Source organism: Glycomyces arizonensis DSM 44726, from assembly GCF_000482705.1.
Taxonomy (GTDB): domain Bacteria; phylum Actinomycetota; class Actinomycetes; order Mycobacteriales; family Micromonosporaceae; genus Glycomyces; species Glycomyces arizonensis.
Map to the genome: position 1 here is coordinate 35344 of NZ_KI519475.1, position 23263 is coordinate 58606.

At 69.8% G+C, this 23263-nt stretch carries 20 protein-coding genes, 2 tRNA genes, 1 other RNA gene and 1 pseudogene; 19 read left to right on the forward strand and 5 right to left on the reverse strand.

Annotation, left to right across the window (positions count from 1 at the left end):
- The first annotated feature begins 120 nt into the window (after positions 1–120).
- Positions 121–462, forward strand: a complete 342-nt coding sequence (locus H613_RS0122270) for a hypothetical protein (protein ID WP_026925506.1) — start codon at positions 121–123, stop codon at positions 460–462.
- Positions 463–970: 508 nt separating this feature from the next.
- On the opposite strand, the gene H613_RS0122275 is transcribed toward H613_RS0122270, so the two are convergent.
- Positions 971–1060, reverse strand: a tRNA-Ser gene (locus H613_RS0122275).
- A gap of 116 nt (positions 1061–1176) precedes the next feature.
- Here H613_RS0122275 and ffs point away from each other — a divergent pair.
- The 5 genes from ffs to H613_RS29625 all read left to right on the forward strand — a co-directional run bounded on the left by ffs (position 1177) and on the right by H613_RS29625 (position 3848).
- Positions 1177–1270: signal recognition particle sRNA small type (ffs, locus tag H613_RS30475), an RNA gene on the forward strand.
- Positions 1268–1340: transfer RNA gene (locus tag H613_RS0122280), tRNA-Thr, on the forward strand. Before ffs ends, H613_RS0122280 begins: the two co-directional genes overlap by 3 nt.
- Positions 1341–1733: 393 nt before the next feature.
- Complete coding sequence (locus tag H613_RS0122285; protein WP_051393702.1) at positions 1734–2111, forward strand: group I truncated hemoglobin; 378 nt, start codon at positions 1734–1736, stop codon at positions 2109–2111.
- A gap of 10 nt (positions 2112–2121) precedes the next feature.
- Complete coding sequence (locus tag H613_RS28470) at positions 2122–3234, forward strand: globin domain-containing protein (RefSeq protein WP_051393703.1); 1113 nt, start codon at positions 2122–2124, stop codon at positions 3232–3234.
- Positions 3235–3242: 8 nt separating this feature from the next.
- Positions 3243–3848 (forward strand): DivIVA domain-containing protein, encoded by a 606-nt coding sequence (locus H613_RS29625; RefSeq protein ID WP_051393704.1) that lies wholly within the window; start codon positions 3243–3245, stop codon positions 3846–3848.
- Here the strand turns inward: H613_RS29625 and H613_RS0122300 are convergent.
- Entirely contained in the window at positions 3835–4983 is a 1149-nt protein-coding gene (locus H613_RS0122300) for a sensor histidine kinase (protein WP_026925508.1), read from the reverse strand. The genes H613_RS29625 and H613_RS0122300 overlap by 14 nt on opposite strands.
- On the reverse strand, positions 4980–5636 hold the full coding sequence (locus tag H613_RS0122305) for a response regulator transcription factor (protein ID WP_026925509.1): 657 nt from the start codon (positions 5634–5636) through the stop codon (positions 4980–4982). Before H613_RS0122305 ends, H613_RS0122300 begins: the two co-directional genes overlap by 4 nt.
- A 127-nt stretch (positions 5637–5763) precedes the next feature.
- Between H613_RS0122305 and H613_RS28480 the strand changes: the two genes are divergently transcribed.
- From H613_RS28480 to H613_RS0122325, 4 genes are read left to right on the forward strand one after another with little or no spacing between them, the layout of a single operon-like run.
- Positions 5764–6324 carry a hypothetical protein gene (locus H613_RS28480; protein WP_035739050.1) on the forward strand — a complete coding sequence of 187 codons (561 nt, stop codon included), beginning with the start codon at positions 5764–5766 and terminating at the stop codon, positions 6322–6324.
- Entirely contained in the window at positions 6321–7412 is a 1092-nt protein-coding gene (locus H613_RS0122315) for an efflux RND transporter periplasmic adaptor subunit (RefSeq protein WP_026925510.1), read from the forward strand. Before H613_RS28480 ends, H613_RS0122315 begins: the two co-directional genes overlap by 4 nt.
- A complete protein-coding gene (locus H613_RS0122320; protein WP_084546880.1) occupies positions 7409–8122 on the forward strand; it encodes an ABC transporter ATP-binding protein in 714 nt (237 codons plus the stop codon). Before H613_RS0122315 ends, H613_RS0122320 begins: the two co-directional genes overlap by 4 nt.
- Complete coding sequence (locus H613_RS0122325; RefSeq protein WP_026925512.1) at positions 8123–9328, forward strand: ABC transporter permease; 1206 nt, start codon at positions 8123–8125, stop codon at positions 9326–9328. It begins immediately after the preceding gene.
- Positions 9329–9376: 48 nt separating this feature from the next.
- Here the strand turns inward: H613_RS0122325 and H613_RS29630 are convergent, their stop codons facing one another.
- Positions 9377–10870, reverse strand: coding sequence for an RICIN domain-containing protein (locus H613_RS29630; protein ID WP_051393705.1), 1494 nt, complete (start codon positions 10868–10870; stop codon positions 9377–9379).
- 264 nt (positions 10871–11134) lie between these two features.
- On the opposite strand from H613_RS29630, the pseudogene H613_RS28490 reads away from it, so the two are divergent.
- From H613_RS28490 to H613_RS28495, 7 genes and pseudogenes are all read left to right on the forward strand, one after another.
- A pseudogene (locus tag H613_RS28490) lies at positions 11135–12925 on the forward strand (DNA polymerase III subunit gamma and tau); the annotation flags it as partial.
- A 169-nt stretch (positions 12926–13094) separates the two neighbouring features.
- Positions 13095–13436 carry a YbaB/EbfC family nucleoid-associated protein gene (locus tag H613_RS0122340; protein WP_026925513.1) on the forward strand — a complete coding sequence of 114 codons (342 nt, stop codon included), beginning with the start codon at positions 13095–13097 and terminating at the stop codon, positions 13434–13436.
- A 121-nt stretch (positions 13437–13557) separates the two neighbouring features.
- Positions 13558–14154, forward strand: a complete 597-nt coding sequence (recR, locus tag H613_RS0122345; protein ID WP_026925514.1) for a recombination mediator RecR — start codon at positions 13558–13560, stop codon at positions 14152–14154.
- Between the two features lie 380 nt (positions 14155–14534).
- Positions 14535–16283 carry an ABC transporter substrate-binding protein gene (locus H613_RS0122350; protein ID WP_026925515.1) on the forward strand — a complete coding sequence of 583 codons (1749 nt, stop codon included), beginning with the start codon at positions 14535–14537 and terminating at the stop codon, positions 16281–16283.
- Between the two features lie 17 nt (positions 16284–16300).
- Positions 16301–17308, forward strand: coding sequence for an ABC transporter permease (locus H613_RS0122355; protein ID WP_026925516.1), 1008 nt, complete (start codon positions 16301–16303; stop codon positions 17306–17308).
- Positions 17305–18267: an ABC transporter permease gene (locus H613_RS0122360; RefSeq protein ID WP_026925517.1), complete on the forward strand. Its 963-nt coding sequence runs from the start codon at positions 17305–17307 to the stop codon at positions 18265–18267. The genes H613_RS0122355 and H613_RS0122360 overlap by 4 nt, the downstream gene beginning before the upstream one ends.
- Entirely contained in the window at positions 18267–19220 is a 954-nt protein-coding gene (locus H613_RS28495; RefSeq protein ID WP_051393707.1) for an ABC transporter ATP-binding protein, read from the forward strand. Before H613_RS0122360 ends, H613_RS28495 begins: the two co-directional genes overlap by 1 nt.
- A gap of 78 nt (positions 19221–19298) precedes the next feature.
- On the opposite strand, the gene H613_RS28500 is transcribed toward H613_RS28495, so the two are convergent.
- Positions 19299–20456: an RNA-guided endonuclease InsQ/TnpB family protein gene (locus H613_RS28500; RefSeq protein ID WP_051393708.1), complete on the reverse strand. Its 1158-nt coding sequence runs from the start codon at positions 20454–20456 to the stop codon at positions 19299–19301.
- A gap of 146 nt (positions 20457–20602) precedes the next feature.
- Here H613_RS28500 and H613_RS28505 point away from each other — a divergent pair, with 146 nt between their 5' ends.
- Complete coding sequence (locus H613_RS28505; RefSeq protein WP_051393709.1) at positions 20603–21616, forward strand: ABC transporter ATP-binding protein; 1014 nt, start codon at positions 20603–20605, stop codon at positions 21614–21616.
- 391 nt (positions 21617–22007) lie between these two features.
- Positions 22008–23189, forward strand: a complete 1182-nt coding sequence (locus tag H613_RS28510; protein ID WP_156926210.1) for a GDSL-type esterase/lipase family protein — start codon at positions 22008–22010, stop codon at positions 23187–23189.
- Positions 23190–23263 lie beyond the last annotated feature (74 nt).

Sequence of the window (23263 nt, forward strand, 5' to 3'; positions counted from 1 at the left end):
CAGAGCATTCTGCCCTTGCGGTGAGCATCGGAAAACGGTCAAACTTACTCCGTCTGACCCCAAATACAAGCTCAACACGCAAAAATGGTTTGAACGACAACCCTGCTGGAAGGAGGCAATATGACCCGTTTCTACATCACCCTTGAGGTTCTCGTCCGCGATCTCTCTCGCCGACAGATGGAGGACCTGTTTGAGCCCCTAGCCGACTCTGTGTACGACCTGTCCGACGTGATCGACGCCGACTTGGCCATGGACCTCGGGAAACGAGTGTTCGAGTTCACCATGGCCGTCGATGAAGACGGCCCTTCCAACGCTCTCCAGGTTGCTCTGAACGCAGCGAGGACCGCTCTTCACTGCACCGGAGCGAGCACGGCCGGCTGGGAGGACCTGTTCGAGTTCGTTCGCCAGAACATCTGGCATGAACCACGAGATCGCGATGGACGTAGTCTCACAACCGCCTGACCTCGTATGAAGGTGGTCTGAGATCCCATCTGGTCCGTCAACCAAGTACTTACGGAAGCCTTCCACAACCCACCGGGCTGTCTGTGAGAACTTTCTGTACATCTTCAAGGCGGCCTTGCGGCCGCGTGCACCGTGGCCGGCCTGCGGTCCGGTCCTCGCTTCGCTGCGGGCGGTCCTCGGCAGGCCACGGGCACAGCTGGAGAAGGACGCCTTGAGGGATGAGGCGCGAAAGTTCCCGCCGGAACCCTTGGCCGGGGATCCCGTCGGGCGCGCGGCCTGGACTGTGAGCGGGCGATCTCTGCGGGGCCGCCCAGTCGCCGGTCCAGATTATCGCGTGCCCGACTCCGGCCAATGAACCCGGCCTCCATCATGAATCCAATATGGAGTGCAACCTCAGCGCATCCCCAACAGGGGACAACAACGGTTTGAACCGGACACGCGCAGCAAAAAGCCGACCGGCTCATGAGAACCGATCGGCTGATGTTTCCGCAGGCAAACCTACGTTTGTTGGCGGAGGATAGGGGATTCGAACCCCTGAGGGCTTTAACACCCAACCCGCTTTCCAAGCGAGCGCACTAGGCCACTATGCGAATCCTCCGCCGGGAAGCTTACCCGACGCCGCGGTGGGGCGCCGAGAGGGTGAGCGGCGGTGATGCCGGCGACTCGCACCGCTCGCCCGCCTTGGGTTCACGGGTCCGGTGAGGTACGCTATTGCCCGTCCCTCATGCGGCGTCATCTTGTGAACCTCCCCAGGGCCGGAAGGCAGCAAGGATAAGCGGGCTCTGGCGGGTGCGTGAGGGACCCCGCCGCCTTAGCTCAGTCGGCAGAGCGTGTTACTCGTAATAACAAGGTCGTCGGTTCGATTCCGACAGGCGGCTCAGCAAACGCCCTGGTCACAGGGCGTTTTTTCATGCCCGGAAGGCAGTGGTCACGTGCCCGGACCGGCTCCGCGGCGAACGTCCGGAACGCCGCCGCCGAGCCGATCCGCCGCGGCCATGAGGTCGGTGCGTGCGCCGCTGAGCCGTCTTCGCGGGCGGGCGGCGACCGCCCCTCTCGTCCCTCTGCCTCGATCCTGTCGCATGAGGCGCTCATATCGCACCATCCCGTCCGACAACTCCTGAAAGCGAATAGAGGTCGCGGTGTCGCCGTTTCATCACCTTGTGCGATATCTGGGAGGAACGCGCAAAAACATGAGGAACACTATGGACTTGGGGTGGAGAGGTGGGTAACATTCGGCCTCGGGTGAGACTCCACATTGAGGAAAGGACAGCATGAACACCGCAGATGCACCTTCCATGTCCGCGTACGACCGAATCGGCGGGGCCCCCGCCGTCACCGAGGCCGTCGAACGCTTCTACCGGCGGCTCCTGGCCGACGACGAGCTGTCGGGGTTCTTCACCGGCACCGACCTGCCGCAGCTCAAGCGCCACCAGGTCGCCCTCATCTCCCAGGTCCTCGACGGACCCAAGGCCTACGGCGGCCGCGAGCTCGCCGAGGCCCACCGCGGCATGGACATCAGCCCCGGCCAGTACAAGGCCGTCGGCATGCACCTCACCGCGGTCCTCGAAGAGCTCGAGGTCCCGCGCGACATCATCGACTCCGTCGAGCAGGTCCTCACCGTAGTGGCCCCGGACATCATCGAAGCCTGACCCCGAGCGCATGATCAACGCCGACAGGCTGAAGAAGAGCTGGAGCCTGGTCGCCTCCCACGGCGAGCAGGTCCCCCTGTACTTCTACTCCACACTGTTCCTCACTCACCCCGAGGTGCGCGACATGTTCCCGATGAACATGGCCTCGCAGCGAGACAAGCTCGTGGCCGCTCTGGGAACCGTGATCAGCAACGTCGACACCATCGACCGGGTCGTGCCGCACCTCCAGCAGCTCGGCCGCGACCACCGCAAGTTCGGTGCGCTGCGCGACCACTACCCGGCCGTGGGCCAGGCCCTGCTGGCCACCCTCGAGTACTTCAGCGGTCCGCACTGGACCCCCGCCATCGCCTCCGACTGGGCCGCGGCCTACGACGTGGTCGCCAAGACCATGGCCGACGCCGCCGACGAGGCCTCGCACCGCAACCCCGCCTGGTGGGACGCCGAGGTCGTCGCGCACGACCGGCGCGACCTCGACACCGCCGTGTTCACCATCGCCACCTCCCCCAGGCTCGACTACCTCCCCGGGCAGTCGATCACCCTCTGCACGAACTGGCGCCCGCGCATGTGGCGCTACTACACGCCGGCGAACGCGCCCCGGCCCGACGGCACCATCGACCTCCACGTCCGCGCCGTGGACGGGGGCCAGGTGTCGACGGCGCTGGTCACGCTCATCCAGCCCGGCGACCGGCTCCGCGTGGGGCCGGCCGTCGGGACCGGCCTGGTCATGCACCGGGAAGCCGCCCCGCGCCCGATCGTCATGCTCGCCGGCGGCACCGGCCTGGCCCCCATGAAGGCCCTCGTCGAGCAGGTCGCCGCGTCGCCGCGCCCGGTCGCCCTCTACTGGGGCGCCCGCACCGCGACCGCCCTGTACGACCTGGACGAGATGCGGGCCCTGGCCTCCAAGCACGACTGGCTCGACTTCGTGCCGTGCGCCGACGAGGACCTCTTCGGCCACGGCGCCCGCTCCGGGACCCCGGCGGAGCTCTCCCTTGCCCACGGGCGCTGCACCGGCGCCGAAATCTACCTGTGCGGCCCGACGGGAATGGTGGAGGCGAGCCACAGGATGCTCGTCGACTCCGGTGTCCTGGCCGGCGCCATCCACTACGAGTCCTTGGGTGAGTGAGAGGACGTATGACGATGTACAGCTACCGCTCGTCCGGCGCGAAAGTGACCGCCGGGCAGATCAACAAGGCCAGGTTCTCGATGACGAGCCTGACGCGGCGCGGCTACCAGCCCGACGAGGTCCACCGGTTCCTGGAGAAGATCGCCGACGAGCTGGCCAGCCGCGACCAGCGGGAGGCCGCGCTGCAGGCCGACGCCGACAAGCTCCGCGAGGCGCTGCGGTCGTGGCAGTCGCAGCAGAGCGACAAGCGGATCCAGCAGACGGTGCAGACGCCGACGTCGAACGCGGTCATGCTCGTCGCCCGGGCCCAGCAGCAGGCCGAGAGCTACGTCGACCAGGCGCAGAACTACTCCAGGCAGATCATCGGCCAGGCGCGCGAGCAGGCCGCCGAGCTCATGCGCCGCACCCAGCAGAAGGCCCAGGCCGAGGCCGAGCAGGCCGTCGCCGAGTACCGCGACCGCAACAGCGGCCGCGGCGACCGCGAGGCCGAGGAGCACATCAGGCAGCTGGTCAAGGCCCGCAGCTTCCTGGAGGCGGTCGAGGTCGCCGAGGAGCAGCTGCGGATGACGCGGCAGCGGCTCGAGGCCGAGGTCGCCAAGCTCATGCCGAGCTGAGCGGCAGCGCGACGGTGACGGTCAGGCCGCCGCCCTCGCGCGGCACGGCGTCGGCTTCGCCGCCGTGCGCCCTGGCCACGGCCCGCACGATCGACAGGCCCAGGCCCGTCCCCGGCGTGGTCGCCAGGCGTTCGCCGCCGAGCCGCCGGAACGGCTCGAACAGGGCCGCCGTCTCATAGGCGGCCACCACCGGCCCGGTGTTGGACACCTCCAGCACCGACCGGTCGCCGCGCACGCCGGTCCAGACCTTCACCCAGCCGCCCTCGGCGTTGTAGCGCACCGCGTTCTCGACCAGGTTGTGCACCAGCCGCTCCAGCAGCACGGGGTCGCCCGTCGTCGGCGCCTCGCCCGCCTCGACGGTGAGCTCGCGGCCCGCGGCGTCGGTCTGGGCGGCGACGTGCTCGGCGAGGTCGGCCAGGTCGACGTAGGCGCGCTCGGTCAGTTCGCGGTCCGAGCGCATCAGCAGCAGGAGCCCGTCGATGAGCCGCTCGTGGCGGGCGTTGACCTCCAGCAGGGTCTCGCCGAGCTGGCGCACCTCCGGCGAGGCGTTCGGCCGGTGCAGCGCCACTTCGAGCAGGGCCCTGGTGAGCGTCAGCGGCGTGCGCAGCTCGTGGGAGGCGTTCGCGATGAACCGCCGCTGCCCGTCGAAGGAGTGGTCGAGGCGCTCCAGCATGACGTTGAACGTCTCGGCGAGCTCGCGGACCTCGTCCCTGGGGCCGTCCAGTCTGATGCGCTCGTGCAGACCGCGGTCGGCCGCCGGGGCCTCAGCGATCCGCCCGGCCGTGTCGGTGATCCGCTGGAGCGGGGCGAGCATCCGCCCGGCCAGGAGCCAGCCGATCGCGACGGCGAGGGCGCCGACGGCGGCCAGCGCGATCGCGCCCTGCGCCAGCAGCACCGACAGCGCCTCCTCCCAGACGTCGCTCACGACGGTCTCGACGTGCGAGACCGTCGGCTCCTCCTCCGACGTCGGGGTCCCCTCACTGACGAAGGACTTCCCGAAGACCTGGTCGTTCTCGGGGAGCTGCTCGGCGACCAGCCAGTACGTCAAGCCCAGCAGCACCAGGCCGGCGAGGAGGAACAGCCCGCCGTAGACGAGCGTCAGGCGCGCGCGGAGGGTGAAGCGGGACCGTGTCATCGGATGCGGTACCCCACTCCCGGCTCGGTCATGACCACCGGCGGCTCGCCGAGTTTGCGGCGCAGCTTGAGGACCGCCATCCGCACCGCGTGCGTGAACGGGTCGACGTGCTCGTCCCAGGCTTTTTCGAGCAGCTGCTCGGCCGAGACCGGCGCGCCGTCGGCGCGCATGAGCTCGGCGAGGACGGCGAACTCCTTGCGCGACAGCGGCACGTACCGGCCGTCGCGGAACACCTGGTGGTGGTGCGCGTCCAGCCGGATCCCCGCGCGTTCGAGGATCGGCGGCGCGGCCGGGCGCGAGCGGCGGCCGAGCGCGGCGACGCGCGCGGCGAGCTCGCGGAACGCGAACGGCTTCGGCAGGTAGTCGTCGGCGCCGAGCGCGAGCCCGGCGACCCGGTCGTCGATCTCGGCCGCCGCGGTCAGCATGAGCACGCGCGTCTCGCCCGCTTCGGCGCCGATCGCCCGGCACACCTGGTCGCCGTGCACCACCGGCAGGTCCCGGTCGAGCACGACCACGTCGTAGTCGTTGACGCCGACGCGCTCCAAGGCCTCGCCGCCGTCCAGGGCCACGTCGACGGCGTGCGACTCGCCGCGCAGCCACTCGGCCACCGCCTCGGCCAGCAGCGGCTCGTCCTCCACAACCAGGATTCGCATGAGCCCATCCTGGCCGACGCGGTGTTTCCTCCGCGTCACCGCCTTCGCTTACGCCCCCGAAACGTCCCTTTCGCTGTACTGATGCCGCGGTCGGGACCGTCCCGGCCGCTGACGAACGGAGAACGAGATGCGCGTCAAGACAGCGCTCGCGCTCGGCCCGATCCTGCTGCTGTTCGCCGCCGGGTGCGGCGACGGGGACGACGGCGACGGGGTGGCCTCGGCCGACGGCGCGACCGCCTCGGCGAGCGCCGACGGGGGCGAAGCGGGGCCGGAGGACGCCTTCGATCAGGCACTCGCCTATTCGGAGTGCATGCGGGAGAACGGCGTCGAGGACTTCCCCGACCCCGAGCAGCAGGAGGGGGGCGGGATGTCGCTGTCCCTGCCCAAGGGCATAGACCCCGATGACGAGGTCTTCAAGGCGGCCGAGGAGGCCTGCGAGGAGTACATGCCCGGGCCCGGCGAAGGCGAGGGAATCGACCCCGATATCTACGAGGCGCTGGTCGAATACGCGGAGTGCATGCGGGAGAACGGCGTCGAGGACTTCCCGGACCCCGAGCCGGGCGGCGGCATCAGGTTCAGCGAGGAGCTCGGACAGGACGGCGACTTCGCGGCCGCCGAGGAGGCCTGCAAGGACCTCCGGCCCGAAGGCCCCGAGGAGCAGAGCCTGAGCGACAAGGAAGACGCATGAGCGGCAGGCGCAGGAGGGGCCGCACCGGGAAGGTCGTGGCCGCCGCCGTGGCGGTCCTCGCCGCCGCCGCGGCGGGGGCCGCCGCGCTCGGATTCGACCTGACCTCCCTGGGGCGGCCGGCGGAGGCCGAGCCCACCGAGGCCGCCCCGGCGACCGCCGAGGTCGTCAGGCGGACCCTCACCGAGACCGTCACCGCCTCCGGCGACCTCGACTACGGCGAGGCGGTCGCCCTCGGCTGCCTGCTGAACGGCACGATCACCGGCCTGCCCGCCGTCGGCGACGCGATCGAGCGCGGCCAGGAGCTCTACGCGGTCGACGACAAGCCCGTGGTCCTGCTGTACGGCTCGCTCCCGGCCTACCGGTCCCTCTTCCCCGGCGTCGAGGGCGCCGACGTCGAGCAGTTCGAGGAGAACCTCGCCGAGCTCGGCTACGGCGGCTTCACCGCCGACGACGAGTACACCTACAAGACCGCCGACGCGGTCGAGGAGTGGCAGTCCGACCTCGGTCTGGAGGAGACCGGCACCGTCGACCTGGGCCGGGTCGCCTACGCCCCGGCGAAGATCCGCATCGACGCGGTCGAGGCGGCGCTCGGCGACCAGGCCGGGCCCGGCTCGCCCGTCCTGGACTACACCGGGCTCGACAAGGTCGTCACCGTCGAGGTCGAACTCGCCGACCAGGAGCTCGTCGTCGTCGGCGAGCCGGTCGGGATCACCCTCCCGGACGGCACCGAGGCCACCGGGACCGTCACCGGCTCCGCGACCGTCGTCGTCGAGAGCGAGGGCTCGGACCCGGACGCCGCGGGCGAGACCGTCCTCGAGGTCACCGTCGCCGCCGACGACGCGACGGTCTTCGACGGCCTCGACCAGGCCGCGGTCGACGTCGGCTTCGCCGGGGACAGCGTCGAGGACGTCCTCGCCGTCCCGGTCGAGGCCCTCCTCGGCCTCGCCGAGGGCGGCTACGGCCTCGAACTCGCGACGGGCGGCGCCACCGAGATCATCGCCGTCGAGACCGGCCTGTTCGCCGACGGCTACGTGGAGGTCAGCGGCGAGGGCCTTGAGGAGGGCGCCTCGGTGGTGGTGCCGTCATGAGCCCGGCCGCCATGAGCCCCGCCGTCACGGACGCCGCCGCCGGGGCCGGGCCGCGCCCGGTGGTCGAGCTCGACGCGGTCTCGCGGACCTACCCGGGCGGGGTGCGGGCGCTCCGCGAGGTCAGCCTGGGCATCGACGCCGGTGAGCTGGTCGCGATCGTCGGACCCTCCGGTTCGGGCAAGTCCACGATGCTCAACCTGATCGGGACGCTCGACCGACCCACCGGCGGGAGCGTCCGCATCGACGGCTTCGACGTCGCGCGGCTGCGCGACCGGCAGCTGTCGGCTCTGCGGGCCTCCCGCATCGGGTTCGTGTTCCAGCAGTTCCACCTCGCCGCGGGCCAGCGGGTCCTCGACAACGTCGCCGACGGCCTGCTCTACTCCGGCGCCCGCGCCTCCGAGCGGCGGGCCGGGGCCGCCGAGGCCCTGGCCCGGGTGGGCCTGGACCACCGCCTCGACCATCTGCCGAACGAGCTGTCCGGCGGCGAGCGGCAGCGCGTCGCCATCGCGCGGGCCGTGGTCGGCGATCCGGCGCTGCTGCTGGCCGACGAGCCGACCGGGAACCTCGACTCGGCCTCCGGGGCCGGGGTGATGGACCTGCTGCGCGAGCTGCACCGCTCCGGCACGACGGTCGTGGTCATCACCCACGACCGCGAGATCGCCGCGTCCCTGCCCCGGCAGGTCGCGATGCGCGACGGGCGGGTGGTCTGAATGGCCGCCCCGCTCCGCCCGGCGCGGATGCGCCTCGGCGACGTCGTCCGCGTCGGCGCCACCGGCCTGCGCACCCGGCCGCTGCGGGTGTGGCTGTCGGCCCTGGGGATCGCGATCGGCATCGCCGCGATGGTCAGCGTCGTCGGGATCTCCTCGTCCAGCCGCGCCGAACTCGACCGGCAGTTGGAGGCGCTCGGGACGAACCTGCTCACCGTCTCGCCCGGCACCTCCATGCTCAGCGGCGAGGAGGGGGTCCTGCCGTACGAGTCGGTCGCGATGATCGCCCGCATAGCGCCGGTCTACGAGGTGGCGGCGACCGGGAACGTGGCCGGTGCGAACGTCTACCGCACCGACCGCATCCCCGAGGGGCGGACCGGCGGGATGGCCGTGCGCGCGGCCGGGATCGGCCTGCTCGACACCGTCGGCGCCGACCTGGCCGACGGGGTCTGGCTGAACGAGGCCACCGCGCGGTACCCGGCGGCGGTGCTCGGCGCGAGCGCCGCCGAGCAGCTGGGCGTCACCGGCACCGGCGACGGCGTCGAGATCTACCTGGGCGGGCAGTGGTTCACCGTCGTCGGCGTCCTCGAACCGGTGGCGCTGGCCCCCGAACTGGACCTGTCGGTCCTGGTCGGCTGGGAGGCCGCATCGGCCCGCCTCGGGTTCGACGGGCACCCGACGACGGTCTACACCCGCTCGGAGGACGCCTACGTCGAGCAGGTCGCCGCGGTGCTGGCGGCGACCGCGAACCCCGCCTCGCCCGACGAGGTCTCGGTCTCGCGGCCCTCGGACGCGCTGGAGGCGCGCCAGGCCGTGGACAGCGCCTTCACCGGGATGCTGCTCGGGCTCGGTGCGGTGGCGCTGCTCGTCGGCGGCGTCGGCGTGGCGAACACGATGGTGATCTCGGTGCTGGAGCGACGCGGCGAGATCGGCCTGCGCCGCTCGCTCGGGGCGACCCGCGGCCAGATCCGGCTCCAGTTCCTCGCCGAGTCGCTGCTGCTGTCGGCGCTCGGCGGGATCGGCGGCATCCTCATCGGCACCGCCGTGACCGCCGTCTACGCCTCCTCGCGCGCATGGCCGGCCGTGGTGCCCGCGTGGGCCTCCGGCGGCGGGCTCGCCGCGACGCTCCTCATCGGCGCGGTCGCCGGGCTCTACCCGGCGATCCGGGCCTCGCGGCTCGCGCCGACCGAGGCGCTGTCCTCGCAGTGACGGACGGGCGCCCGCCCTCACCGCGAGGGCGGGCGCCTGCCTGTCGTCCTAGAGATATTGGTCGATGATCGGGGTCAGCAGGTTCGCGATCTTCCGGTGGCCCGCGTCGGTCGGGTGGACGTTGTCCCACGTGTCGGTGGCCGGGTCGACCCAGCCGCTGGTGTCGACGAAGTGGACCTTGCCGTCACCGGCGGCGATGCGGACCTGCACCGCGTTCCGCGTCTCGGTCACGTACCGGTTCCGGAAGACGCCCATCGCGAAGATCTCGGCGTCCGGGTAGGCCTGGCGGACCCGCTCCAGCATGACGATGTAGTTCTCGTAGAACTCGGTCGTCGAGACGCCGTGCCCGATGTCGTTGGTGCCCAGATTGATCACCACGGCCGTGGCCTGGTACGTCGAGAAGTCCCAGTCGTCGTGGCCCACCCACGCCGAGGAGCGGCGGAACCAGTCCATCATGCCGTAGCAGCCGTCCGCGGTGCTGACCAGGCACGCGCCGCCCTGGGCGACCTGCGTGTGCCCGGCGCCGAGCGCCTCGCCGACCAGGTACGGGTAGGTCGTGAAGGGCCGGTCGCCGTTCGGCTGGCCGACGGTGATCGAGTCGCCGATGAACTCGATGAAGTCGTCCGGTCTGGCGATCGAGGCCGTCGATCCGCCCGAGGCGAGATTGAACCCGCCGAAGGCCGGGTCGCCGGTGTAGGACCCGGCCCGTTCGCGGAACCCGATGCGGACGGTGTGCGTGCCGCCGTCGAGGCCCGAGGCGATGGTGACGTCGCCGGAGGCGTTCCGCCGCCACTGCTCGGGTGCGCCGTCGACCGAGTACCAGACGTCGATCGTGTTGCGAAGGTGGACGCCGATCGAGGAGCCGGTGAAGGCCGCCTCGACGTAGCCGCCCGCCCAGCCCATCGTGCGCCAGGAGCCGTCTGCGGCCCAGCGGCCGTAGTACTGGAGGTTCGGGTCCGAGACCGAGCCGTCGCCGGTCTGGCCGCCGCCGTCGTCGCCGGAGACCTCGATGAGGTTCCAGCGCTGCGCGGCCGAGCCGGTGCGGTCGTACTGGGAGACGCGGCTGCCGGGTTCGGTGGCCCACTCCCAGTTGTCGAGGGCCTTGCCGGAGTTCCGGTTCACGAGCTCGACGGTGCCGTCGGACTGCTCGTTGACCTGCCACTGCTGGTTGGTGCCGCCGTTGTCGGCCCATTGGACGATGTCGGCGCCGTTCTCGGTGCTCTTGGCGTAGACGTCGAGCACTAGACCGCTGTGCCGGGCTTGAATGCGGTAGTACCCGTTGCCGGAGTCGAGGAAGCGCCACTGCTGGTTGGCCGCGTCGGTGCGGGTCCACAGGAGGGCGGCGTCGCCGTTCGCGGTGCCCGCGCCCTCGACGTCGAGGGCGAGGCCGGAGTGCTCGTTGACGATGGCGTACCAGGCGCCGGTGTCGACCGCGGCCTGCGCGGGAGCGCCGAAGGCGGTGAGGCCCGCGGCGGTGACGAGGGCGCCGAGGGCCGCGGTGATCCACCGCGAGAGGCGCCGCCTTGGAGATGGGATGTTCAAGGGTGTCTCCTTTTATTTGAATATTTGGATATGAGGGTGAATAGATGATAGCGCTAGCCTGTGATCGAAACCACCCCTGAAGGCGCACCGCCTCCGCCGTCCGTGTGCCACCGGCGGCATCCGCGCCGGTCGGAGCCCGCCCTGTCGGACCCACGCCGTATCGTGGCTGCAAGGCGGCGCGGAGCCGAGGCACGGCTCGCGCGCCCGCCCGGGGCTTGCGAGCCCGTGCATCGGCATCACCGTGAGGGAGAGCTGGAGGAAGACGTGGCACTCGCGCTGTACCGCAAATACCGGCCGCAGACCTTCGCCGAAGTCGTCGGCCAGGAGCACGTCACCGAGCCGCTCATCAACGCGATCCGCGGCGGGCGCCTCAACCACGCCTATCTCTTCTCGGGGCCGCGCGGCTGCGGCAAGACCTCCTCGGCGCGCATCCTCGCCCGGTCGCTCAACTGCGCCGCCGGGCCCACGCCGGAGCCGTGCGGGGAGTGCAACTCGTGCCGCGCCCTGGCCGCGGGCGGGCACGGCTCGGTCGACGTCATCGAGATCGACGCGGCCTCCCACGGCGGCGTCGACGACGCCCGCGAGCTGCGCGAACGCGCGGTGTTCGCGCCCGTGGAGTCGCGCTACAAGATCTACATCATCGACGAGGCCCACATGGTCACGGCGCAGGGCTTCAACGCCCTGCTCAAGCTCGTCGAGGAACCGCCGTCCTACGTCCTGTTCATCTTCGCCACCACCGAACCGGACAAGGTGCTGCCGACTATCCGCTCGCGCACCCACCACTACCCGTTCCGGCTCATCCCGCCGCCGTCGATGCGCGAATTGTGCAAGAAGCTGTGCGAGGAGGAGGGCGCGAAGGTCGACGAGGACGTCTACCCGCTCGTCGTGCGCTCCGGAGGCGGCTCGGCGCGGGACACGCTCAGCGTGCTCGACCAGCTCATCGCGGGCGCCGGGGACGAGGGCGTCACCTACGAGCGGGCCGCGGCGCTGCTCGGCGTCACCGACGGCGGGCTGCTCGACGAGATGTGCGAGGCGTTCGCCGCCGCCGACGGCGCGGCCGTCATGGAGGTCGTCGAGCGTGTCGTCGAAGGCGGCCACGACCCGCGCCGCTTCGCCGGTGACCTGCTCGAACGGCTGCGGGACCTCATCGTCATGCAGCACGTGTCCGATGCGACCTCCAGCGGGCTCATCGACGCCCCGGCCGACCAGCTCTCCCGCATGACCAGCCAGGCCACCCGCATCGGCACCGGGTCGCTGACGCGGATGGCGGAGGTCGTCGCCGACGGCCTGGCCGGGATGCGCGGGGCCACCGCGCCGCGGCTGCTGCTCGAACTCGCCTGCGTGCGGGCGATCCTGCCGGGCTCGGACGAGTCGATGGCCGGGCTCCTGCAGCGCCTGGAGACCCTCGAACTGAACGGCGTGAGCACGCTCGCGGCCGCTCCCGCGCCGCGCCCGATCGAGCGTCCGGCCGAGCGGCCCGCCGCCGAGCCGGTCGAGCGCCCCGAGGAGCGTCCCGCGCCCCCGGCGCCGGAACCGGCGGCCGCGCCGGTCGCGGCCCCCGAGCCCGAAACTGAACCCGAGGTCCCAGCGCCGGTCGCACCGCCCGCGGCCGCGCCGGAATCCGAACCCGAGCCCGCGGGCGGTGTCACCGCCGCCTCGATCCGGCGCCAGTGGGACCGGATCATGATGGCGATGAAGGACCGCAAGAAGACCACCGCCGCGATCCTGTCGGAGGCCACCGTCGCCGACGCCTCCGACGGCGAGGTGGTGCTGGTGTTCAAGCACGCCTTCCACGCCGGGGCGCTGCAGAAGGAGCCCGCCTACGGCACCGTCGCCGAAGTGTTCGGCGAGGTCCTCGGCGGATCGTGGAAGGTCCGCTGCGAGGTGGGTGAGGCGGCCCGGATTCCGAAGTCGCCCCCAAAAGCGCAGGCGGCCCAGCCTCCCCCTAGGCAGCGGCCGCAGCAGACGTTCGAGGAGCCCCCGCCGGAGGACTACGACGAGCCCTCGGCCGACGACCCCGTCGCGCCCGGCTCGTTCGGCACCAGCGAGGAGCAGGCGGTCAAGCTGCTCTCCCAGGCGTTCGGGGCGAAGCAGATCCAGCGGCACTAGGGCGTGCGGCGCGGATCGGACCGGGCGTCATCCCGCCCGCCTTGCTCTGTCGCGCGCCCCCTATAGGCTTGACCCACCACCACGACCACCACAGACGTTCAAGGAAGTGATGCACATGTTCCCCGGTGGCGGAGACATGCAGAAACTGCTTCAGCAGGCGCAGCAGATGCAGGCTGAGTACATGCAGGCCCAAGAGGAGCTCGCCTCCTCCGAGGTCACCGCCTCGGCGGGCGGCGGCCTGGTGAGCGCGACCGTGACCGGCGACGGCGAGCTCAAGGGCGTCAAGATCGACCCGAAGGCCGTCGACCCCGAGGACGTCGAGACCCTCGAGGACCTCGTGCTGGCGGCCGTGCAGGCGGCCACCGAGGACGCCAAGCGCCTGGCCGCCCAGAAGATGGGCCCGCTCGGCGACGCCCTCGGCGGGCTCGGCGGCGGCATGGGCCTCCCGGGCATGTGACCGGAGCCGATCAAGCTTATATCCTATACAACATGTCTTATATGTTATAGATTATAAGATATAAGATATAAGATATAGGGTATAGGCCAAGTTTTTCGCGGGTGAAAGAAGAAGGAGAACCGTGTACGACGGCGCATTGGGCGACCTCATCGAGGAGCTGGGCCAGTTGCCGGGCATCGGCCCGAAGAGCGCCCAGCGCCTCGCCTTCCACCTGCTCGCGGCCGAGAAGACCGAGGTCGAGCGGCTCGTCTCGGCGCTGCACCGCGTCAAGGAGCAGGTGCGGTTCTGCGACGTGTGCGGCAACGTCTCCGAGTCCGAGCGGTGCGGCATCTGCCGCGACCAGCGCCGGAGCGAGGAGCAGATCTGCGTGGTCGAGGAGCCGAAGGACGTCCTCGCCGTCGAGCGGACCGGCGAGTTCCGGGGCCGGTACCACGTCCTCGGCGGCGCGATCAATCCGCTCGAAGGGATCGGCCCCGACGACCTGCGCATCCGCTCGCTCATGACGCGGCTCCAGAGCGGGGAGACCAAGGAGATCATCCTCGCCACCGACCCCAACACCGAAGGCGAGGCCACCGCCACCTACCTGGCGATGCTGGTCAAGCCGATGGGGTTCAAGGTGACAAGGCTGGCGAGCGGCCTGCCGGTCGGCGGCGACCTCGAGTACGCCGACGAGGTCACCCTCGGCAGGGCGTTCTCGGGACGCCGCGATGTCGACTAGGAGCGACGCACTTCGAGGGTCGGCCCGGTGTACTTCGCCATGGTCCGGCTCAGCGGCGGTGCGGCCGCGGCGTCGATCCTCTCAATCGGGCGCGTTCGGGACGCCTTGAAAACCGTTGGCACGGCGGTGTCTCCGTGCGTCCCTTGGGGATGCACAGCCGCCTCGCCGGTCGCGGTGCACGTCCCCGCGGCCGCGCCGTGAAGGCTTCTTCGGATGTGTTGCGCCCCAACGCATTCCTAGGAAATTGAGGGTTGCGCATAATTGGTAACAATAGTTGCCGATATGGTCACGGTTGCATAACGCTCAATAGTGGTCCAACTCACCTTGTCCTACGCTGTGGAGTACCTCCGAATACTCAACGAACGACGGGTGAATACCTTATGCGCACGTCTCGACCATCGATAGCCAGACGCGCCCTCGGCGCCGCGGCAAGCGCACTCATCGCGCTCGGCCTGTTCACCGCCTGCGGCGCGGGCGGCGATGACGAAGCCGAGGGGGATGTCAACACCGCCGAGAACTTCGACTTCCAATGCCCCGAACGCGAGGACGCCGAACGCGCCCCCGACGAGGAGGCGAACGAGAACACCCCCTTCGTATTCGGCAGCCCGGGCAACCCCTCCTCCATGGACCCCGTCTTCGCCTCCGACGGCGAGACCTTCCGCGTCACCCGCCAGGTCTTCGACACCCTCCTCAAGCACGACTGCACCGAGATCGTCCCCGGCCTGGCCGAGAGCTACGAGCAGAACGAGACCGGCACCGAGTGGACCTTCCACCTGCGTGAGGGCGTGACCTTCCACGACGGCACGCCGCTCGACGGCGCCGCAGTCTGCGCCAACTTCGACCGCTGGTACAACTTCACCGGCGGCTACCAGTCGCCGAACTACACGTACTACTACTCGAGCTTCTTCGGCGGCTTCAAAGAGAACGACCCCGACATGGGCATCGAGGCCGAGTCCAACTACGCCGGCTGCGAGGCCGACGGACTGACCGCCACCGTCAAGATCCACGAGTACACCGCCAACTTCCCCGGCGCGTTCTCGATGGCCACCACGGCGATCGTCAGCCCCGCCTCGCTCGCGCAGATCACCGACGACCAGGTCAAGACCGCCGACGACCCGCTTCCCGAGTACACCCAGACCGCCGGCGTCCTCGCCGGGACCGGGCCGTACAAGTTCGTCGATTGGGACCACAGCGCGCAGTCGCTGACCCTTGAGCGCTTCGACGACTACTGGGGCGAGCCCGCCAAGGTCAAGACCCTCATCTTCCGCACCATCTCCGACGAGACCGCCCGCCGCCAGGCCCTCGAAGCGGGCGACATCCAGGGCTACGACCTCGTCGCGCCCGCCGACGTCGTGCCGCTGCAAGAGGCCGGGTTCCAGGTGCCGACCCGAGGCGTGTTCAACATCCTCTACATGACCTACAACCAGCTCGACGAGCGGCTCGCCGACCACACCGTCAGAGAGGCGCTCTCCTACGCGGTCAACCGGCAGCGCCTGGTCAACTCGGTCCTCCCGCCGGGCGGCACCGTCGCCACCCAGTTCATGCCGCCGAGCCTCGACGGCTGGTCCGAGGACGTCGTCAAGTACGAGTACGACCCCGACAAGGCCGAAGAGCTCCTCGCCGAAGCGGGGCAGGAGGACATGACCATCAAGTTCTGCTACCCGACCGACGTCTCCCGGCCCTACATGCCGGCGCCGAAGGACATCTTCGACATCATCGCCGCCGACCTGGAGGCCGTGGGCGTCACCGTCGAGGCCACGCCGATCACCTGGGTCGAGTACATCCCGGCCACCCGCAGCGGCGACTGCCCGCTGTACCTGCTCGGCTGGACCGGCGACTTCAACGAGGCGTACAACTTCCTCGGCACGTGGTTCTCCACCGAGACCACCGAGTGGGGCTTCGACAACCAGGCGATCTTCGACGGTCTCGCCGAGGCCGCCGCGGAGCCGGACCCCGCGGTCCGCGCCGAGCACTGGACCGAGCTCAACGAGATGATCATGGAGGAGCTGCCGGGTCTGCCGATCTCGCACTCGCCGCCGTCGATCGCGTTCGCCCCGGAGATCTACCCGATGGACGTCTCCCCGCTCACGCAGGAAGACTTCTCCGACCTGTACTTCGCCGCGGAATAACAAGTAGATAGCTCAATATGCTGCGTTACACGGTCAAACGCCTCCTGCAGCTGGCGGTGGCGTTGCTGGGACTCACATTGCTGCTGTTCGCGTGGTTCAAGGCCCTCCCGGGCGGACCCGAGAACCGCATGCTTCCCGACAACGCCACCGACCAGCAGCGGGAGGCGCTGCGGCAGGCGCTCGGACTGGACGAGCCGATCTGGAGCCAGTACGGCGAGTTCCTCTCCCGCCTCGTCCACCTCGACTTCGGCTCCTCGCTGTCGAGCGGGCGGCCCGTCGCCACCGAACTGGCCGACCGGCTGCCCGCCACCATCGAACTGTCGCTGGCGGCCATGGTGATCGCCATCGGCATCGGCATCCCCCTCGGATACCTCGCCGCGCGCAAACGCGGCTCCTGGCTCGACTTCGGGGCCGTCTCCGGCTCGCTGGTCGGCATCTGCATCCCGGTGTTCTTCCTGGCCGCGATGCTGAAGGTCGTCTTCGCCCAAGAGCTGGCCTGGCTGCCGACCGCGTTCCGGCTCTCGCCGGGCCTGGACTACACCGAGGTCACCGGCCTGCGGGTCCTCGACGGGATCATCACCGGCGAGCTCGACGTCGCCTGGGACGCCTTCCTGCACCTGGTGCTCCCGGCCATCGCCCTCGCGTCGATCCCGCTCGCGGTCATCACCCGCATCACCCGGGCCAGCGTGCTCGAAGTGGTCGGCGAGGACTACGTGCGCACCGCCGACGCCAAGGGCCTCAAGCCGCAGACCATCCGCGGGCGCCACGTCATGAAGAACGCGATGCTGCCGGTGGTCACCGTCATCGGCCTGCTGCTCGGCAGCCTGTTCTCCGGCGCGGTGCTCACCGAGTCGGTCTTCGCCTTCGGCGGCGTCGGCTCGTTCATCTACCAGGCCACCACCGAGCGCGACTACCCGGCGCTGATGGGCTTCATCCTCATCATCGCCGTGTTCTACGTGGTCTTGAACCTGATCGTGGACCTGTCCTACGGCTTCCTCGACCCGAGAGTGAGGGTGCGGTCATGACACTCGCCAAGATCGAGCGCCTCGACCGGCTCATCGAGGCCGGCGCCCAGGCCCGGCAGGCCGAGGCCGGTTCGCTGTGGCGCCAGTCGCTGCGGCGCATGCGGCGCTCCCCGATGGCCGTCACCGGCGCGTCCATCGTCGCCCTGTTCATGCTGGTGGCGATCTTCGGACCCTGGATCGCCCCCTACGACCCCACCGCGCAGAGCTGGGGCGACGAGGTCTTCCTCAACCGGAGCATCTTCCCCGGCCCCCGGCCGGAGAACTGGTTCGGGCTCGACCACCTCGGGCGGGACATGTTCTCCCGCATGATCGTCGGCGCGAGGCAGACCATGCTCGTCGGCGTCGTCGCCACGCTCATCGGCTTCGCCGCCGGGGCCGTGGTCGGCGGCGTCGCCGCCGCCTCGGGGACCTTCGGCGGCCGGTGGGGCCAGCGGATCGAGGCGGTCATCATGCGCACCGTCGACGTCGCGCTGGCGATCCCGATGCTGCTGCTCGCGCTCAGCGTCGCCGCCCTGCTGGGGCCGAGCCTGTCGACGGTCATGATCGCCGTCGGCGTCGCGCAGATCCCGATCTTCGCCAGGCTCCTGCGCGGCTCGATGCTCGCGCAGGCCCACTCGGACTACGTGCTCGCCGCGATCTCCCTCGGCGTCCCCAAGAGCCGCATCGTGCTCTCGCACATCTTCCCCAACTCGCTGGGGCCGGTGATCGTGCAGGCCACGCTCGTGCTCGCCACCGCGATCATCGAGGCGGCGGCGCTGTCGTACCTGGGCCTGGGCAACCCCGACCCCGGCACGCCCGAATGGGGGACCATGCTCGCCGACGCGCAGCGGTTCCTCTCGGGCGCACCGCAACTGGCGATCTACCCGGCCGTGGGCATCATCGTCACCGCGCTCGGCTTCACCCTCCTGGGCGAGGCCATGCGCGAATCGCTCGACCCGAGGCTGAGGAGGCAGTCGTAGTGGCACTGCTCGAAGTAGAGGACCTGCGGGTCGCGTTCGGCGGCGCCACCGCCGTCGACGGCGTCGACTTCCACGTCGACCAGGGCCAGGTGGTGGGCCTGGTCGGCGAGTCGGGCTGCGGCAAGTCGGTGACGAGCCTGGCGGTCATGGGGCTCCTGCCGCGAAGGGGCGTCACCGTGACGGGCAAGGCCCGTTTCGAAGGCGTCGACCTGCTCTCGCTGCCCCGCTCGGACATGCGCCGACGCCGCGGCTCGGACCTGGCGATGGTCTTCCAGGACCCGCTCTCCAGCCTCAACCCCGTCGTCAAGATCGGCACCCAGATCACCGAGGTCCTCGAACGCCACCGCGGCCTGCGCGGCGACGCCGCCGTCAAGGAGGCCGAGCAGCTGCTCGACCGCGTCGGCATCCCCGACCCGCGCCGCCGCCTGGGGGAGTACCCGCACCAGCTCTCGGGCGGGATGCGCCAGCGGGTCCTCATCGCGATCGCCGTGGCGTGCGCGCCGCGGCTCCTCATCGCCGACGAGCCGACCACGGCCCTCGACGTGACGATCCAGGCGCAGATCCTCGAGCTGCTCAAGGACCTCGTCGACTCCGAGGGGACCGCGCTGCTCATGATCACCCACGACCTGGGCGTCGTGGCGGGGCTGTGCGACGAGGTCAACGTCCTGTACTCGGGGCGCGTCGTCGAGTCGGCGCCCGCCAGGAGGCTGTTCGCCGAGCCGACCCACCCGTACACCGTCGGCCTGCTGAACTCGATTCCCCGGCTCGACCTGCCGATCCACGAGCCGCTCAAGCCGATCCGCGGCTCGATCGCGGACGTCATCCGCTGGAAGGACGGCTGCGCGTTCGCGCCCAGGTGCGACCGCGTGACCGAGGAGTGTGTGGAAGGCGAGCCGCCCCTGATCGGCACGGCCCACGCCCACCGCTGCGTCATGGCCGAGGAGGTCGCTTGACTTTCTCCTCTCCCGGATGGGAGGGGGTTCCAGCCGTCACCGGCTGGGTTTCCTGTTTCGTCGACAGTCGCACTCACCCTAGGAGGGATCGTGTCTGACACCGTCTCCGCAGGCGTTTCGACTCTCCACCAGCCCGGCGGCGAGGATGTTCTTCGCGGCGTTCACATCACGGTCTTCGGTGTGCCCGCACTCGGTGTCAGGGCAGATGAAGGTCCGCTGTGTCAGCGGCATCGACTCGATCAGGGTTCCGCAGGCCGAGCAGGTCTTACTGGTCGGCAGGAACCGGTCGACCACTATCAGGTCGCGGCCGTACCAGTCGGCCTTGTACTCCAGTATGCTCCGGAAGCTCGACCAGGAGGCGTCGGCGATCGCTCGGGCGAGCATGTGGCCTGCCAGCATGCCCCGCACGTTCAGGTTCTCGACTGCGATCGTTTGGTTTTCGCGAACCAGTCGGGTCGTGAGCTTGTGCAGGTGATCGGCACGCCGGTCGGCCACACGCGCGTGCGCGCGAGCGAGCTTGATCTGGGCTTTGCGGTAGTTGGCAGAGCCTTTGCGTTTCCGGGACAGGTCTTTCTGTCGTTTGCGGATACGGTCCCGGTCGGCGCGCTCGTGGCGGGGGTTGGTGATCTTCTCCCCGGTCGAGAGCGTCAGCAGGCTGGTGATCCCGGCGTCGATGCCGACCGCTCCTTCCCGCTCAGGGAGCGTGGGGATGTCTTCCTCGATCAGCAGGGAGACGAACCAGCGTCCGGCCGCGTCACGGGAAACGGTCACCGTCGAGGGGACGGCGTCGACCGGCAGCCGACGGGACCAGCGGATCTTGAGTGGTTCGGTCTGCTTCGCGAGGGTGAGCTGCCCGCGCGACCAGGTGAACGCCGAGCGGGTGTACTCGGCCGACCCGGACAGAACCCGCTTCTTCTTGAACCGCGGGTAGTCGGTCTGGCCCTTGAAGAAGGTCGAGTAGCCCTTCTGAAGGTGCCGCAGTGCCTGCTGGAGCGGCACGCTGGAGACTTCGTTCAGGAACGCGAGGTCCTTACGCCGTTTCCAGACCGTCAGCATTTTCGAGGTCTGGTTGTAGGTCACCGACTCGCGGCGGCGGAAGTATGCCTTGTGTCGGTAGTCCAGGGCCTTGTTGTAGACCAGGCGCGCGCACCCGAACGTGCGGGCCAGCTGTTCGGCCTGCTCGCTGGTCGGGTAGCACCGGAACCGGTAGGCCCGGTGGCGCGCCTGGACACTCATATCTCACCTTATAGTGATGATTTTCGTAAGCAGGATTCCAGGGTGGTCAGACGGCGAAGGCGACACCTGCGCCGGTCTCTGACCTGCTCGGCAGGAGTCCGTTTCCTCCCCGGCTCGAAGGCCGGGGTATCCACGGAGGAAAACCGATGAGCGTCGACACCACCGCTGAGACCGCTGCCGAGACCGAGACGGCGCTCTTGACCGTCGACGACGTCAAGGTCCACTTCCCGATCCGCCGCGGCGTCGTCGTCGAGCGGACCGTCGGCCACGTCAGGGCCGTCGACGGGGTGAGCCTGCGCATCGGCGCCGGACGGACCTACGGCCTGGTCGGCGAGTCGGGCTGCGGCAAGACCACGCTCGGGCGGGCCGTGCTGCGCATCGAGGAGCCGACAGCCGGGACCGTGACCCTCGGGGACACCGAGGTGACCGGGCTGCGCTCGGACCGCCTGCGGCGCTTCCGCTCGAAGATGCAGATGGTCTTCCAGGACCCGCTCGGCTCGCTCAACCCCAGGCACAACGTCGAGATGCTCCTGGCCGAGCCGCTGAAGGTCCACGGCGTCGGCAGCAGGGCCGAGCGGCGCAGCCTCGCCAGGGAGACCCTTGAGGCCGTGGGGCTGCCGGTGTCGGTGCTGGAGCGCTACCCGCACGAGTTCTCCGGCGGGCAGCGCCAGCGGCTCGGGATCGCCCGCGCGCTGATGCTGCGGCCGGACCTGATCGTGTGCGACGAGCCGGTGAGCGCCCTGGACGTGTCGATCCAGGCGCAGGTGATGAACCTGCTCGACGAGCTCCAGGACGAGTTCGGCCTGACGTACCTGGTGATCGCGCACGACCTGGCCGTCGTCCGGCACCTGTCGGACCAGGTCGGCGTCATGTACCTCGGCAAGCTCGTCGAGGAGGCCGACTCGGAGACGATCTACGAGAACCCGCGGCACCCGTACACGAAGGCCCTGCTGTCGGCGGTGCCGCACCCGGATCCGGAGGTCGAGGCGGACCGGGAGCGGATCATCCTGAGAGGCGACCTGCCGTCCCCGGCGAACCCGCCCTCGGGCTGCCGCTTCCGCACCAGGTGCCCGTGGGCGCAGGACATCTGCGCCGAAGAGGAACCGGTCTGGCGCGAGGCCGCGAGCGGCCACAAGGTGGCGTGCCACTTCGATCTGTAAGAGTGTGCAGAACGAGCACACCACGGGCTCCGACCGCCGAGCGGCCGGAGCCCGTTTCGCTGTGAGCCCGCCTCGGCTTCGCGGGCGTCGAATCCTTCACTCCGCCAGTCCCAGTCGCGGCTCGCGACACTCCATATTGAAATTCGAGTCGAGACGGGAGTGCCGCTCACTTCCTCGCCCGCGCCTGTCGGATTTTCGACAACCGGTAGCGGCGAAACCGATGACGGCGTCCTCATGGTCATGATCCACTGTGTCGGGGCCAGGACGGTCCACTTGCGGCAGCGCCTCCGTTCGTCATCAGGAGGAATTGCCGTGAACGGGTTCGATCCGAACTCGAACCCGGCCGCCGCGCGGCCTCGACGCGAGAGGAGAACAAGTGACGGGAGTGCGAATGCGTAGATTGCCGACGCTGGCATGGGCGACGGGTGCGGTCGCCGCGTTGCTGGGCGCGCTGCTCGCCGCCCCATCGGCGGCCCTCGGCGAGGAGGCCGCCCCGGCACGTGCCAAGGAACCGGCCGTCATCTCCCTCGGCGACAGCTTCATCTCGGGGGAGGCCGGCCGCTGGCAGGGCAACGGCAATACGCTGTGGGGCAGCCGGTACGGCACCGACCTTGCCGCATACAACTGCGACTCGTGGGAGATCTCATGCTCCTACGATCCGGCCAGGGTCTACGGATCGTCGTACGCCAACGAATGCAACCGTTCCGTCGGCGCCGAGATCCACCACCTGAGCGCCGTCCGCGTCGGCGGCCGGACCTACGACATCGATGAGGACGACCGCATCAACATCGCCTGCTCGGGAGCGACGACCGACGACATCCTCAATACTTCGTTCAAAGGGGAGCGGCCGCAGATCGAGCAGCTCGCGGACCACGCCGCCGCCAAGGACATCAAGCTCATCGTGCTGTCCATCGGCGGCAACGACATCGGCTTCGGCAAAGTCATCGCGAACTGCGTCGAGGGATTCAGCCTCCCGTCGTACGCCGGATGGCACTGCAACAAGAGCCTGGGGCCGGTGATGCCGGGCCGGATCGACGCCATGAGGACCAAGGTGGAAGAGGTCCTCCACGCCATCCGCGGCACCATGAGCGATGCGGGGTATCGGGACGCGGACTATCGCCTGGTCCTCCAGACCTATCCCTCGCCGATCCCGAGGGGAGCGGACAACCGGTACCCGGAGACCTCCTACGCCCGGCTCAACGCCGGCGGATGCCCCTTCTACAACGACGACTCGGACTGGGCCCGCGACACGCTCGTGCCCGCGATCGCCGAGTCGCACGAGCGGGCGGCGGCGAACGTCGGCGGCGTGGGCCTCCTCGACCTCCAAGACGCCCTCGACGGCCATGAGGTCTGCGCCAAGGGCGTCCAGCAGTCGGTCAGCGGCAACACGCTCGCGAACCCGCTGCCCAAGGCCGAGAGCGAATGGGCGCGGTTCATCGTGTCGGGCTTCACCCAGGGGGAGCGGCAGGAGTCCATGCACCCGAACTTCTACGGCCAGCAGGAGATGGGCGGGTGCCTGAACGACATGGCCGGGACCGCCGCGGACACCTTCGCCTGCAACAGTCCGGTGTGAACCTTCGGCGAGAGGGTCGGCTTCAGGAACGCCGGAGGCCGGGCGGCGACCGCCGCCCGGCCTCCGTTCGCGTC

Bases quoted from the DNA above. Each gene is read 5' to 3' on its own strand.
- H613_RS0122270 (WP_026925506.1), top strand. From the start codon at position 121: ATGACCCGTTTCTACATCACCCTTGAGGTTCTCGTCCGCGATCTCTCT.
- H613_RS0122285 (WP_051393702.1), top strand. From the start codon at position 1,734: ATGAACACCGCAGATGCACCTTCCATGTCCGCGTACGACCGAATCGGC.
- H613_RS28470 (WP_051393703.1), top strand. From the start codon at position 2,122: ATGATCAACGCCGACAGGCTGAAGAAGAGCTGGAGCCTGGTCGCCTCC.
- H613_RS29625 (WP_051393704.1), top strand. From the start codon at position 3,243: ATGACGATGTACAGCTACCGCTCGTCCGGCGCGAAAGTGACCGCCGGG.
- H613_RS0122300 (WP_026925508.1), bottom strand. From the start codon at position 4,983: ATGACACGGTCCCGCTTCACCCTCCGCGCGCGCCTGACGCTCGTCTAC.
- H613_RS0122305 (WP_026925509.1), bottom strand. From the start codon at position 5,636: ATGCGAATCCTGGTTGTGGAGGACGAGCCGCTGCTGGCCGAGGCGGTG.
- H613_RS28480 (WP_035739050.1), top strand. From the start codon at position 5,764: ATGCGCGTCAAGACAGCGCTCGCGCTCGGCCCGATCCTGCTGCTGTTC.
- H613_RS0122315 (WP_026925510.1), top strand. From the start codon at position 6,321: ATGAGCGGCAGGCGCAGGAGGGGCCGCACCGGGAAGGTCGTGGCCGCC.
- H613_RS0122320 (WP_084546880.1), top strand. From the start codon at position 7,409: ATGAGCCCGGCCGCCATGAGCCCCGCCGTCACGGACGCCGCCGCCGGG.
- H613_RS0122325 (WP_026925512.1), top strand. From the start codon at position 8,123: ATGGCCGCCCCGCTCCGCCCGGCGCGGATGCGCCTCGGCGACGTCGTC.
- H613_RS0122340 (WP_026925513.1), top strand. From the start codon at position 13,095: ATGTTCCCCGGTGGCGGAGACATGCAGAAACTGCTTCAGCAGGCGCAG.
- H613_RS0122350 (WP_026925515.1), top strand. From the start codon at position 14,535: ATGCGCACGTCTCGACCATCGATAGCCAGACGCGCCCTCGGCGCCGCG.
- H613_RS0122355 (WP_026925516.1), top strand. From the start codon at position 16,301: ATGCTGCGTTACACGGTCAAACGCCTCCTGCAGCTGGCGGTGGCGTTG.
- H613_RS0122360 (WP_026925517.1), top strand. From the start codon at position 17,305: ATGACACTCGCCAAGATCGAGCGCCTCGACCGGCTCATCGAGGCCGGC.
- H613_RS28500 (WP_051393708.1), bottom strand. From the start codon at position 20,456: ATGAGTGTCCAGGCGCGCCACCGGGCCTACCGGTTCCGGTGCTACCCG.
- H613_RS28505 (WP_051393709.1), top strand. From the start codon at position 20,603: ATGAGCGTCGACACCACCGCTGAGACCGCTGCCGAGACCGAGACGGCG.
- H613_RS28510 (WP_156926210.1), top strand. From the start codon at position 22,008: ATGCGTAGATTGCCGACGCTGGCATGGGCGACGGGTGCGGTCGCCGCG.